Origin of the sequence: Brevibacillus sp. SKDU10, from assembly GCF_001645205.1 — a bacterium.
GTDB lineage: Bacteria > Bacillota > Bacilli > Brevibacillales > Brevibacillaceae > Brevibacillus_B > Brevibacillus_B halotolerans.
Map to the genome: position 1 here is coordinate 1 of NZ_LSSO01000135.1, position 13,630 is coordinate 13,630.

Consider the following 13,630-nt stretch of genomic DNA (forward strand, 5'->3'; position numbering starts at 1 on the left):
TTGAAAGAACAATTCTTTCTTTTTGTGCCCTTAGCTCAGCTGGATAGAGCGTTTGACTACGAATCAAAAGGTCGGGAGTTCGAATCTCTCAGGGCACGCCATCATTATAACGGGAAGTAGCTCAGCTTGGTAGAGTACTTGGTTTGGGACCAAGGTGTCGCAGGTTCGAATCCTGTCTTCCCGACCATTTAAATATGCCGGTATGGCGGAATTGGCAGACGCGCGCGACTCAAAATCGTGAGGGAAACCGTGGGGGTTCAAGTCCCTCTACCGGCACCATACATAATCAAAACCTCGAGACGATGTTATCATCTGTCTCGGGGTTTTTTCCTTTTATGCCAACTGTATACTTATAAAAATATTCGCACATATAGATTGAACCTTAGGTAGTAGTATGGTACATTCGGTCATGGTAGAGTCATTAAGATGGAGTGATTACACGTGATTGGATATACAGAAGAGATGAAACAAAAAAATAAGAAAGCACTACAACAACGAGTGGAGCAGTTAGGTCATGTGGCACTGCTCATGCGCCAAAATGGTGATGAGACGCAAGCACTTAAAATAGAACAGCTTGTGACAAAAGGAAATGCTGAAGAGATGAGCATTGCTTTTTGTGGACACTTCTCTGCAGGAAAATCTACAATGATTAACACCATACTTGGACAGGAGCTATTACCTTCGAATCCAATTCCAACAAGTGCAAATGTAGTAAAGATTCGTGGTGGACAGCCTGCTGCTAATGTATATACGCGTCATAGCGGAGTTCTTCATTTTGATCCACAAACGAACTTGGAGGAATTAAAAAAATTTGCTGTAGATGGTGACCAAGTAGAATGGGTAGAAATATGCTATCCAGGACTGTTTCTTGATGAGAAATCAAGCTTATTGGATACACCGGGAATAGATTCCACGGATGCCGCACATAAAGTAGCGACAGAATCTGCTTTGCATTTGGCAGATGCAGTGATATATATGATGGATTACAACCATGTGCAGGCAGAAGAAAACTTTAATTTTACCAAAATGCTTACAGATCGTAAGAAGCCTGTCTATCTTGTCATTAATATGATTGATAAGCACGTTGATTTTGAATTGGATTTTGATGATTACAAGGACAGTGTAGAAGAGGCATTTGCCACTTGGAATATTAAACCAAACGGGATCTTCTATACCACTCTAGCTGAACCAGAGCATCCGGAAAATCAATATGAGAAATTCCGAGAAAAATTGATTAGCTTATATCATCACCGTACAGAATTGCTGGTAGACAGTATCCTACATGCGTCTCTTGCCTTGATTGAGGAGCATATTCGCTTTTTACGCCGTGCTAACCAGACCCAGCTTGAAGAAGTAATGGAGCAAATAGATAATGGCTTATCAGCTCTACAGGAAAAAGGATACGACGTAACAAATGAAGAGAGTCTGATGCAATTACTAGCTTTGACTGAAAAAGAATGGTCTCGCTTACAGCAAAATAAACAGCAAGCCTATAATGAAATGGAAAAGGAGCTTACAAGCTTATTACAAAACGCTCGCTTAACCTACTATAGTACAAATCAGGCCGCTGAAGCTTACGTAGAAACGCGCAAGCCGGGCTTTAAGGTAGGGTTCTTGTTTACAGCTAAAAAGACGGAAGAAGAGCGACAAGCAAGGCTACAAGCGTTGCTGGATGACGTAACAGAAAAAGTAGCCGGTAATCTCGACTTCCACTATAAACAACTACTGTTAGCCTTTGCTGATCGTTATAACATTCGTGATGAGGCTTACAATAAAGCTGTTCACGCTAATCAGATCGAGCTTACCTCCGAGTGGCTTGCTTCTCTAGTCAAAGAAGGAGCAGGAACTAGCGAGTATGTCATGAATTACTGTCAGGATATTTCTGATAGCATTAAAGCAAAGTATCGAAAACAAGCTCTATCATTCATAGATCAATTAAATTCAAAACTGGCTGAACAAGCGATCACTGAGGAAACCAAGGTAAAAGAACGTCTGGATGAAGTAAGAAAATTAGAAAAAGCGTTTAAGCAACAGAAGACTTATCTCGATCAGGAAACGAACACAAAACAAAAACTAACATCGTTGTTAGCAGGAGACATATAAAGGAGACCATTATGAACCAAGTAAAACAGATGTTACGTACAAGTGCAGGCAAGTTACGTCACGCAAGCGAGTTAATCAATCAGATTACTGGGTTAAAGCAACAGGCGCAAGCAATGACTGAGCGTGCGCAGCGTATGGAGGAAAATCGATTTACAGTTGCTTTATTCGGTGCGTTTAGTGCGGGAAAATCATCCTTTGCAAATGCATTAATGGGAGATATGGTACTGCCTGTCTCCCCCAACCCTACTACGGCAGCCATTAATAAAATAATGCCGCCAACCGATGAATATCCACATGGAACTGTACGAGTTGTGCTAAAATCACATGAATCGATCGAGCAGGATGTTCTGCGCTCGTTAGAGGTGTTTGGTAAGCAGGCGCATGACTTGACTAGTGGATGTGAGGCGGTGTCTTCCATTGACATATCAGACATCGCTCCAAATGCCAAGCCTCATTACACCTTTTTAAAGGCAGTAATAAAAGGGCTGCCAGAGATTGAAAAGCATCTCGGTCAGGAGCTCTTGGTAGATGAAAAAGAGTTTAAAAAGTTTGTTGCTAAAGAGGAAAAAGCATGTTTTGCCGATTATATTGAGCTGTATTACACGTGTCCGCTGACGGAGCAGGGAATGGTATTAGTAGACACACCAGGAGCTGATTCTATCAATGCCAGACACACAGGAGTGGCCTTTGAATATTTAAAAAATGCAGATGTAATTTTATTCGTGACTTATTATAATCATGCATTTGCCCAAGCTGATCGAGAATTTTTACTACAAATGGGTCGCGTAAAGGATACGTTTGAGTTAGATAAAATGTTCTTTATTGTCAACGCGGCTGATTTAGCCCAAAATGATGATGAACTACAAGACGTTCTTACGCATGTGGAGAAAAACCTGTTATCCTGTGGCATTCGACATCCGCGAATTTATCCGGTATCGAGCCAGACAGCATTGCTTGCACACCTGCATAAAAACGGGAAGCTCACCGCCTCTTCTGAGAAAATTTATCGACAGCGTATCGGCGTCAACGAAAGTGAATCACTGCCTGATTTTCACGAAGGATTAAAATTATCAGGCTTGGATAAATTTGAACAGGATTTCTTACAATTTACAATAGATGGTTTGGCTCATATGGCTGTAGCCGCAGCAGAGGGTGAGATTAACCGCGCTCGCACGATCTTAGCAGAGTTTCTAGACCTGTCGCAACAAGGAGAGACAGTCAGAGAAGAGAGACGTGCCCACCTTGAAGAGGAAAGAGCGACTGTAATCCAACGCGTGCAGGCAGCTCAAATAAGCTCAGTTTCTCGTTATATGGAACAGGAGCGAGTTGAACTTTTATATTATGTGAAGCAACGTCTATTTTTACGGTTGTCGGAGTTATTTAGTCAAGCATTTAATCCCTCTGTCTTAAAAGATGATGGTCGTAATCTGAAGAAAACGGCTCAAGCATGCTTGGATGACTTGCTGCGTTCGATTGGGTATGATTTAGCACAAGAGATGCGAGCTACCTCTCTACGATTAGAAAAGGTATTGCATAAGGAAGGAAATAAACGAGTACAGGCTTGGCAGCAGGATGTGAAGGAAACCTTTCACGGCTTGTTACTTGCCCCGTATACCCAACAGCAGATTGAAACACCAGCAGTGCCTGAGCAAATGAAAGAAATATCCACTCAATACTTTCAACCTGCCTTACAAGCTTTTAAAAACCCACGTGATTTCTTTGAAGGGGAAGGCAAAACCAGAATGCGAGAAATCATAGAAAAATTATTGCAGGAACCAATAGATCAGCAGCTTGCTTGGGGAAACCAGATTTTAGAGGGCGTGTTCACAAAAGCTGTAGAGGATATGTGGCAAAAGGAGCAGGCCAAAGTGGAAGAGCAAGTGGATGAATACGTGAACGGTTTGCTGGCAGCGCTAGATAGTAATATTGATATAGCCAAGCTTCAAGCTGTACAGGCAGAGCTTCTTAGCATTTCAACAGAGTCTGCAAGCTAGCTACTTCTTCATGCAAAGATTGATAAGAACAAGCTAAAGAACACCGCTTCTTATAAAGACGAAGTGAAATTTTCTTGCTTTTCCGTAAGCATTTGGGGAGATGCCTGCATAACATGCCAAGAAAGCATTTGTTGCTTTACTGATTGATGGTAAGGGAGGCATTTTTGAATGCAAGGAAAAGTAAAATGGTTTAACAAGGAAAAAGGGTATGGATTTATTGAAAGAGAAGACGGTACGGATATTTTCGTTCACTATACCGGCATTAATGGTACAGGGTTCCGTAATCTGGAGCAGGGTGAACAAGTAACATTTGATATTGTGGAGGGGCAGCGTGGTCCACAAGCAGCCAACGTTGAAAAAATGAATCCATAATGCTACACATAAATCACGACTACTTTTGCCTTTCGGGGCTTAAGTGGTCGTTTTACTTTTTGATAAGACTTTCGTATTGCTCATTGGTTTGTTATCATCAGAAAAAAGAGACAAAAGAGGAGTAATTGCTATGACCAGTCAAGTTGGAATGCCCTTAGGTGCATATTTGAAGGAATGCTTTACTCAAATGGTGGAGTGGCGCCGTCACTTACATCAATACCCTGAGCTGTCATTTAAGGAAGAGAACACACCTGCAATGATTGCCAGCATCTTACGAGAAATGGGCCTAGACCAAGTACGTGAAAAAGTGGGCGGTCGTGGTGTTGTGGGAACTCTGATTGGAGGAATGCCAGGAAAAACGGTTGCGATTCGCGCTGATTTTGATGCATTGCCCATTCAGGATCAAAAAGATGTCGAATATAAATCCAAGATTCCAGGTGTCATGCATGCATGTGGGCATGATGGTCATACGGCAGGCTTATTAGGACTTGCTAGTGTTTTAGCACAGCATCGTGAAGAGATTCCTGGTACTATCGTATTCTTGTTTCAATTTGCTGAGGAAGAGAACCCAGGTGGAGCAACCTATATGGTGCAGGATGGAGCTATGGACGGAGTAGATGCAGTATTTGGAGCGCATCTCTGGGCTGATTTTCCATATGGTAGTGTAGGGATTGCACCAGGTCCAGTAATGGCTAATGCTGATGATTTTACGATTAAAATTCAGGGCAGGGGTGGGCATGGTGCCATTCCACATCAAACAGTGGATTCTATAGTAATCGGCTCACAGATTGTCAATAACATTCAAACGATTGCTAGCCGTAATGTGGACCCATTGGAGAGTGTTGTTGTGACGATTGGAACCTTCAACGCTGGAGATAACTTTAATGTGATCGCTGACTCTTGCAAAATGACTGGTACTCTACGTACGTTCTTGCCAGAAATCCGTGATTTGAGTGAACGTCGATTAAAAGAAATCGTGGAAGGTACAGCTACTATGATGGGAGGAACCGCTGTTCTAGATTATGATAGAGGCTATCCAGCCGTTATCAATACAGCAGCGGAAGCAGAATTGGTACGTCAAGCGGCTATATCAGCGGTTGGGGAAGAGGGACTTATCCCTTTAAAGCCGACCATGGGCGGAGAGGATTTTTCATACTATTTACAAAAGGCTCCAGGAGCTTTCGTTTTTATTGGAGCAAGGAATGAAGAGATTGGCGCTTGTTATCCTCACCATCATCCACGTTTTGATATTGATGAGAGAGCCATGCTAGTTGCCGCTGAAGTATTGGGACGGGCAGCATTAGCTTTTCTACATGATCATCAGGGATAATTGGGGTAGGATGAATGAATATTGATAGATAACAAAATAGTGGGGGGAATTTATTATGCAACAAGCTTTTATGTTGCCTCTTGAAGACTCTTTTGTGATACGCGGAGATGTGCATACTACAGCGGGTCCAGGAGAAAAACAGCCTGTTTTGATTTTTTGCCACGGATTTAAAGGCTTTAAGGATTGGGGTAGCTTTCCTTATGTAGCAGATACCCTAGCCGCAAAAAATATGACAGTCATCCGCTTTAATTTTTCAGCAAATGGCGTTGGGGCGAGCCTGACTGAATTCGATGAGCTAGAAAAATTCGGAATCAATACGTATGCACGTGAGCTCGCTGATCTGCATGTACTCATGAGGGCGATACTAGAACGTGAGCTACCTTTGGCAGAGCATTTTGATACTGAACAAATTTTTGTAATGGGGCATAGCAAGGGCGGCGGTGATTCTGTTTTATTTGGAGCGGATCATCCAGCTATCAAGGGAATTATTACCTGGAACGGCATAGCCAACGTCAATTTATTTGATGAAAATGTACGTCAAGAAGTAAAGGAGAACGGCATAGCTTATATGATAAACGGGCGAACTGGACAAAAAATGCCAATCACGCCTGAGGTGATTGAGGATGTCGATCAGAATGCAGAGGCTTATGATTTGGTTAAAAAAGTGTCCCAGCTGGATAAATCTCTCTTGATTGTACAAGGTGAGAAGGATTCTGGCCGCCTGGTACAAGGCGCTAAACGATTGAAAGAAGCCTATCCGAAAGCCATTTTGCACTGGATTCATGAAGCGGACCATGTAATGAATACAAGACATCCGTTTACGGGAACGAGTGCGGAATTGGAAGAAGCGATTGAAGTTACTGCCCAATTTGTCCTACAAAATACTCAACTGTAATCAAGTAGTGGGGGAAGTCAGCGTTACATGTTTATTTTCGATTTCCCCTGCCATTCCCTTTCATTTTTAAAAATCTTGCTCGATTCATTCAAATGTCGATTGTTTTTCCGATAAATGCCTTTTTTTCGCTCTTTTGCTTATGATATACTGATAGGCAAAATAGAGGGCTTGGATTGGAGAATGATTTTTCTAAAAAATCAAAATAAAAAGATAGAGGATGGAGAGGGATCAGAATGAAGGGGAAAAAAATCTATCTGTACGATACAACCTTACGGGACGGTACCCAGGGAGAGGGCATCAGTCTATCTGTGGAGGATAAGGTTAAAATCGCTGTACGTTTGGATCAGTTTGGAGTCGATTATATTGAAGGCGGTTGGCCGGGAAGCAATCCTAAGGATATGGCTTTTTTCAAAAGGATGAAGGAGATAGGGCTAGAGCATTCGAGACTGACAGCCTTTGGTAGCACCTGCCGGCCTAATCTTCAAGCTTCTCAGGATGATAATTTACGCGCAATTCTGGAAAGTGGTGTGTCTGCAGCTTCAATTTTCGGAAAAGCTTGGGATTTACATGTATCTGACGCACTAAAAACTACGTTAGCCGAAAATCGACGTATGATTTATGATTCCGTAAAATATTTACATGAAAACGGGCTTGAAGTCATGTTTTTAGCAGAGCATTTTTTTGATGGATACAAAGCGAATCCTCTATATGCTTTGGATGTATTACAAGCAGCAGAAAAGGCTGGTGCAGACTGGATCGTTTTATGTGATACAAATGGCGGAACGCTTCCTCACGAAATGAAAGAGATTGTTATCCAGATAAAGGAAGCCTGTAGTAAGCCGATTGGAATTCATCCTCACAACGATTGTGAGTTGGCTGTGGCCAATGCGATTGCAGCGGTTCAAGCTGGCGCAGAGCAGGTTCAAGGAACGATAAACGGGATTGGTGAACGATGTGGAAATGTAAACTTAGTTTCTGCTATTCCTAATCTACAGGTGAAATTAGGCTATCATTGCGTATCTGATGATCGTTTAAAGCAGCTAACCAGTCTTTCTCGCTATGTTGCCGAAATAGCTAACATTACGTTGGCAGTTAATCAACCGTTTGTAGGTAATAGTGCTTTTGCTCACAAAGGCGGCATTCATGTGAGTGCCGTTATGAAAAACACAGCTACTTATGAGCATATTGAGCCGGAAGTTATCGGGAATCGCAGACGAATTCTTGTTTCGGAGCTATCAGGACAGAGTAATTTAGTAGCAAAGGCAGAAGAATTACAATTACGTTTTCATGAAGAAAAATCAGTGTCAAAAGAAGTGGTACAGCGTCTAAAGGACAAAGAGTATGCTGGTTACCAATACGAGGGTGCAGAAGCTTCTCTTACCCTCATGCTCTTACAGGAATCGGGGGAAGAATCTGAGCTATTTCAGTTAGAATCCTTTAAAGTATTTATGGAAAAAAAGCCAGATAAATCCATTGTCTCTGAAGCGATGGTTAAGTGTAAGATCAGTGGTCAAACCGTACATACGGTCGCAGAAGGGAATGGGCCGGTCAATGCGCTAGATAATGCATTACGAAAGGCATTAGAGCAGCACTTCCCAACTCTTAGTCACATGCATGTAAAGGATTATAAGGTACGTGTATTAGATGAGAGTGAAGCGACATCAGCTAAAGTGCGTGTGCTAATTGAATCCACTCATCAGGGGGAGAGCTGGAGTACAGTGGGAGTATCAACGAACGTGATTGAGGCTAGCTGGGAGGCACTTACAGATAGTATTCGGTATCTATTGTGGAAGCAAGGGGCAGAAGCTCTGGAGCTTGAGCAGGAAGAGGCACGGATAGGCATTGTTAATCATTAAACATACATCCAAGACACGACCTATTGCTTTTACGTAAGTCGTGTCTTTTTTTAGTAACATGCTTGAAAGTGCATGTGTGTTGTGTAGCTACATTATGAACATGAGGAGGAATGAATATGGTGACCAGAAAACGAAAGATGACTGCGGAAGATTTGTTGCGTTTTGAATGGTTGGAGGACCCGCAAATATCTCCTGATGGGAATAAAGTAGTATACATAAAAAGAACGATTGATTCTAACGGAAAATATATTTCTAACTTGTTTATCCGTTCTCTAGTAGACTCTTGGGAACAGCAGTGGACGTATGGTAACCATCGGAATTCTCATCCCAGATGGTCACCAGATGGCAATTGGCTTGCATTTGAGTCAGATCGTTCTGGAGATACACAGGTATGGCTCCTTTCTGTTAAGGGAGGAGAAGCTCGTCAGCTAACAACTAACGGACATGGTGCAGCAAAGCCAGTTTGGTCGCCAAATAGTGAAAAACTGCTAGTTCAAGTAAGATTATCTCCAAATGAAACGCTACATGAAACGCAGGAAAAGGAAACGACAGCTCCTGAGGGTTCACCACGCAGCTCTTCGCATGCTAAAACAACAAATATACCTGTCTTATCATCGGCATCGGATAAAGACAAAGGAAGCAATAGCGGGTCTAACCAGAAGGAAAGCATAATCAGCCCGTTACCCGCATTACAAGGAAAGCCAGTTTTACAGGTGGATTATATTCGTTATAAATCTGATGACGCTGGTTTTTGGGATGGAAAGTACAGTCAACTTGCAGTTTGCAATCGAATCAGCGGTCAATTGCATCAAATCACGAATGAAGAGCAGGACCATTCGATGGCCGCCTGGTCACCGGATGGCAAGCAGATTGTCTGTTGTGTTATAGAGCGCAAAAGCGAACGATTTTATCCAACCTGCGATTTATGGCTGCATTCAGTAGAAGATGGCTCTTGGAGTCATTTGTCTGGTTCAACGGGAACGTTCATGTATCCGACCTGGTCACCAGACGGCAAAACGATAGCGTGTGTAGGCTACGAGCGGATATTTGAACAGGAGAAATTAATGCATGTGTGGCATTTTCAGTTAGATACAGGGAATCGGTGCTGTTTGACTGAAAAATGGGATGTACACTTTTCAGATGCAATGGTTGGGGATATGCGCAGTAGGCACGTTCATCCAGGTGCTGTCTGGAGTGCAGATGGTCAGGGCAACTATATTACGGTTTCAAAGCAAGGTAGAGTGAGTCTTCATTATATTTCAGTCACGGGTGAGAACATTCCTATTGTAAGCGGTGAGCACCATGTATATGGATGGACTCTCCATCCTATGAGCGGGAAGGCTGTCGTGGCAATAAGCGATCCATTGACTCCTGGGGATTTGTTTTATATTGATATAAAAAAAGGAAAGAGCAAACGGCTAACAACAAGTAATCAGTGGTTAAAAGAAGTGGAGCTATCCAGCCCTGAGATGATTACCTACCAAACCGAAGACGGATGGGAGATACAGGGGTGGCTGCTAAAGCCGTCTTTTTATCAAACAGGTAAAACCTATCCACTGATCCTGCAAGTTCATGGCGGACCACATACAATGTACGGCTATACATTTTTTCACGAGCTACACTTTTTAGCAGCTAAGGGCTATGCTATTTTGTACACGAATCCACGCGGGAGCCATGGATACGGTCAAAAGTTTGTCAACGCAGTTCGTGGCGACTATGGAGGAAAAGATTATCAAGACCTGATGGATGGGGTTACTTATGTATTAACCCATTACGATTATTTAGATGAGCAGCGGATGGGGGTAACTGGTGGGAGCTACGGTGGTTTTATGACGAATTGGATTGTTACACAGAATAAACGGTTCAAAGCGGCGGTAACTCAGCGCTCTATTTCGAACTGGATCAGCTTTGCTGGAGTAAGTGACATAGGCTATTATTTTGCGAAATGGGAAATTCATGGTGATTTGGTTACGGACCCAGATAGGCTCTGGCAGCATTCTCCTTTACGCTACGCTCAAAACGTTGAAACACCCTTGCTCATTTTACATGGTGAACGTGATTATCGATGCCCTATTGAACAGGCAGAACAATTTTTTACTGCTATTAAACAGCATAAAAAAGCTTCTGTACGTCTTATGCGTTTTCCAGATGCAACACACGAATTGTCGCGAAGCGGTGACCCAGGACATAGAATTATCCGGCTACAAGCGATTGCTGGATGGTTTGACGAATATGTCTAAATGCTTATAACAGAAAAGGACCACATCCCTAGGAGACGTGGTCCTTTTGTTGTCTCATGCCGTTTCGGCACTAGTTACTGCATTCTAATCTGTTTTACGCATGCTACCTAACTCTTCAACAATCGCGGTCATTTCATTCACGCTAAAGCTGGTTTTCTTTTGCACCATGTTATAGAGATATAACAGGTCCTCATAGCTATCCATTTTAAAATCCTCTGGACGCATTACTTGGGTATTTGCCATGTTTAGCTTGCTTTTAATTCCCTCGATAATAACAGTCAGGTTTTCTAACGTTGCTTCTTGCAAATTGGCCATGATCTACTCTCCTTTGTTTTCAACTGTTTTGTCTATTTGGTTAGTTGTCCGCGTGTTACACCAAGCTGATTGGTTGCTTTTAACGTCTTCCAAACCTTTGTGCCAGAAATCTCTCCGCGTAGAGCTTTGCGATATAAGTGAATCACTTCTTGTACGCGAGAAGGTTCTTCCTCTAAAAATTCTATGCGGTATGCCCCTACTCCTAATCGCTTAAATTCTGGCAAATATTCGGCACCAGACTGGTCAATCGCATTATAAACCGTATTACGGCAGCCAGTATCTACACGGACTGGATGAGAGAAGCCTACGCGATCTCGCAAGGAAGCACGTGATGTTTCACAAGGAGTACCACAATTCGTGTGATCTGTCCCTTCACTCATGAATGTACAATAGATGCAATGCTCGGTATGGAACATTGGCAAATGCTGATGAATAACTAATTCTAACGGAGCGGCATCTGCATGTTCAAGCATGTCGACCATTTGTTGAATATTTAAGTCATAGGATGGTGTGACGCGCTCAAGACCATAGCCCATGAATAATTCAACAGCTTTATGATTAGCAATATTTAAAGAGAAGTCACCGATTAACGGAATCTTTATTTCATCACGGCGTGAGAGATAGTAGTACAATGCCCCTGTGTTACGGACTAGGATAGCATCTGGCTTACTTTTTGCAATGAGAGCCAGTACGCCATTTTCATCCGGCATATGAATACGCATAGTAGCAAGTCCAATTTTTTTTCCGTACTGATGTGCTAGTTTAACTGCTTGCGGATATTGCTTTACAAATTCGAAGTCTGCATAAATAAAGTCAACGTCGGTTTTTGCAGCCGCTTCTATCTGTTCCAATGAACGACAAAGCACAGTTAGTAGGGGATTTTCCACTGGTTTATTTTTTGCTACACTAGCATACACGTCTACTGGATTTTTTTTATAAACAGGCGGTTTACGGCGAAGATAAAGCAGTTGCTCGCTTGCTTCACGGCGCATTCGATTCAGCTCACTGACAGGAATGATAACCTCACCCTCCAAGTCTAAGGAGAGACGCTCCTCTGGCAGATGGAACAAGGTTCCTCCAAGTCTGCTAAATTGATCATATAAGGAGGCATGGGTCATTGGTCGCTTCATCGCTTGCTCTAAAGGCATTGCAGAAGCAATCGTTACCGCATGATTAGCCTGCTCATCGATCCACACGGTTTGTAGTGGCTCTCCTACGCGTCCAGAAACATGCAGGGCTACTGGGAAGGTTGTATAAGGCTTTTCGGTTTCAAAGGTTTTACGCAGACGCTTGTTTAATTCAGGATCATTCGTTTTCCACACTCGATCACCTACATGGATACGACCTAGCTTTACATCGTTTCGACCCATGACAATTTCATATAAACCTTCCTGCACCTGACCTTCTACTTTGTCACCATGCACTAAAATATCGTACACACGACCGCCTTCTTCTTTCTGAGTCGGATCACCTGCATCAAATACGATGCCATCTCCACGTTTTAAAGGAGAAGTAACTTCTACTAAGAGTGCGTGCTTTAACACCTTCTTTACAGTACCAAGGTAGACACCTCGGCTTTTCGGGAAGCTGCCGTCTAATAAGAGGCGGTTATTTGTTCCCTCAAGAAAACCATGAGTAAATCCGCGTGAAAAGCTTTGTTGTAGCTCACGAATTTCTTCCTTGTTTGGCTTAGCGTTATCTCCAGCAAAATATCTATCAATAGCTGCTCGATACTTGCTAACTACGTTGGCTACATATTCTGGTGTTTTTAAACGTCCTTCAATTTTAAAGGAAGTGACTCCTGCCTCAATTAATTCTGGCATGATATCAATCGCAGCCAAATCCTTTGGAGAGAGTAAATAAGCGATATTACCCATCTCTTTTTGGATTCCATCTACCATTAAATCATAGGGCAGACGACAGGCCTGTGCGCATTCACCACGGTTGGCAGAGCGACCGCCCCACATTTCTGAGGTAAGACATTGACCAGAATAGGAAACACAGAGGGCTCCGTGAACGAATACTTCCATCGGTAATTTTGCCTTTTCACCGATTTTCCTGATTTCTTTTAATGAGTTTTCACGACCTAATACGACTCGTTCCATGTTATATGGTTTAGTAAACTCGACAGCTTCTGGAGAGGTGATGGTCATTTGGGTAGAACCGTGAATAGGGAAGTCGGGGCTGATTTCACGGATTAGCTTGACCAAGCCTAAATCCTGTACAATTACAGCGTCTACACCAGCTTCAATACAGGCATCAATTAACTCTTTTGCATCTTCTAATTCATTTTCAAAGACAAGAATGTTAAAGGTAAGAAAGCCCTTCACCCCGTACATATGCAGGTAAGCCATAATTTCAGGCAGTTCTTTCATCTGAAAGTTTTCGGCACGAGCGCGAGCATTAAACTTCTCTACACCAAAAAAGATGGCGTTTGCTCCGTTGGCAACAGCGGCTTTTAGACAATCCCAATTACCTGCCGGTGCTAGCAATTCAATATCTTCTCGTCTGATTTGATTCTTCAC

Annotated in this window: 9 protein-coding genes and 3 tRNA genes; 10 read left to right on the plus strand and 2 right to left on the minus strand. The window is 42.7% G+C overall.

Annotated features, from left to right (window positions below; translation table 11 throughout):
• Positions 1-24: 24 nt before the first annotated feature.
• From AYJ08_RS07805 to AYJ08_RS07850, 10 genes are all read left to right on the plus strand, one after another.
• Positions 25-101, plus strand: a tRNA-Arg gene (locus tag AYJ08_RS07805).
• 9 nt (positions 102-110) lie between these two features.
• Positions 111-187: transfer RNA gene (locus AYJ08_RS07810), tRNA-Pro, on the plus strand.
• A 9-nt stretch (positions 188-196) separates the two neighbouring features.
• A tRNA-Leu gene (locus AYJ08_RS07815) sits at positions 197-279 on the plus strand.
• Positions 280-441: 162 nt separating this feature from the next.
• Complete coding sequence (locus AYJ08_RS07820; RefSeq protein ID WP_064017245.1) at positions 442-2,103, plus strand: dynamin family protein; 1,662 nt, start codon at positions 442-444, stop codon at positions 2,101-2,103.
• 11 nt (positions 2,104-2,114) lie between these two features.
• A complete protein-coding gene (locus AYJ08_RS07825) occupies positions 2,115-4,097 on the plus strand; it encodes a dynamin family protein (RefSeq protein WP_064017246.1) in 1,983 nt (660 codons plus the stop codon).
• 168 nt (positions 4,098-4,265) lie between these two features.
• Positions 4,266-4,469, plus strand: coding sequence for a cold shock domain-containing protein (locus AYJ08_RS07830; RefSeq protein WP_064017247.1), 204 nt, complete (start codon positions 4,266-4,268; stop codon positions 4,467-4,469).
• A gap of 130 nt (positions 4,470-4,599) precedes the next feature.
• Positions 4,600-5,799, plus strand: coding sequence for a M20 metallopeptidase family protein (locus AYJ08_RS07835; protein WP_064017248.1), 1,200 nt, complete (start codon positions 4,600-4,602; stop codon positions 5,797-5,799).
• Between the two features lie 55 nt (positions 5,800-5,854).
• A complete protein-coding gene (locus tag AYJ08_RS07840; RefSeq protein ID WP_082890897.1) occupies positions 5,855-6,694 on the plus strand; it encodes an alpha/beta hydrolase in 840 nt (279 codons plus the stop codon).
• A 233-nt stretch (positions 6,695-6,927) separates the two neighbouring features.
• Complete coding sequence (gene cimA / locus AYJ08_RS07845; protein ID WP_064017250.1) at positions 6,928-8,550, plus strand: citramalate synthase; 1,623 nt, start codon at positions 6,928-6,930, stop codon at positions 8,548-8,550.
• Positions 8,551-8,666: 116 nt separating this feature from the next.
• Positions 8,667-10,790 (plus strand): S9 family peptidase, encoded by a 2,124-nt coding sequence (locus tag AYJ08_RS07850; RefSeq protein ID WP_064017251.1) that lies wholly within the window; start codon positions 8,667-8,669, stop codon positions 10,788-10,790.
• An 84-nt stretch (positions 10,791-10,874) separates the two neighbouring features.
• Here the strand turns inward: AYJ08_RS07850 and AYJ08_RS07855 are convergent, their stop codons facing one another.
• Together AYJ08_RS07855 and AYJ08_RS07860 are read right to left on the minus strand one after the other, a co-directional pair.
• The gene (locus tag AYJ08_RS07855) at positions 10,875-11,105 is read right to left on the minus strand and encodes a DUF1128 domain-containing protein (protein ID WP_003334740.1); all 231 of its coding nucleotides are present in this window, start codon (positions 11,103-11,105) and stop codon (positions 10,875-10,877) included.
• 32 nt (positions 11,106-11,137) lie between these two features.
• Positions 11,138-13,630, minus strand: a complete 2,493-nt coding sequence (locus AYJ08_RS07860) for a U32 family peptidase (protein WP_064017252.1) — start codon at positions 13,628-13,630, stop codon at positions 11,138-11,140.

What these genes read in the sequence shown, in the direction of transcription:
- AYJ08_RS07830 (WP_064017247.1), top strand. Translation starts at nt 4,266, where the DNA reads ATGCAAGGAAAAGTAAAATGGTTTAACAAGGAAAAAGGGTATGGATTT.
- AYJ08_RS07850 (WP_064017251.1), top strand. Translation starts at nt 8,667, where the DNA reads ATGGTGACCAGAAAACGAAAGATGACTGCGGAAGATTTGTTGCGTTTT.
- cimA (WP_064017250.1), top strand. Translation starts at nt 6,928, where the DNA reads ATGAAGGGGAAAAAAATCTATCTGTACGATACAACCTTACGGGACGGT.
- AYJ08_RS07825 (WP_064017246.1), top strand. Translation starts at nt 2,115, where the DNA reads ATGAACCAAGTAAAACAGATGTTACGTACAAGTGCAGGCAAGTTACGT.
- AYJ08_RS07840 (WP_082890897.1), top strand. Translation starts at nt 5,855, where the DNA reads ATGCAACAAGCTTTTATGTTGCCTCTTGAAGACTCTTTTGTGATACGC.
- AYJ08_RS07855 (WP_003334740.1), bottom strand. Translation starts at nt 11,105, where the DNA reads ATGGCCAATTTGCAAGAAGCAACGTTAGAAAACCTGACTGTTATTATC.
- AYJ08_RS07835 (WP_064017248.1), top strand. Translation starts at nt 4,600, where the DNA reads ATGACCAGTCAAGTTGGAATGCCCTTAGGTGCATATTTGAAGGAATGC.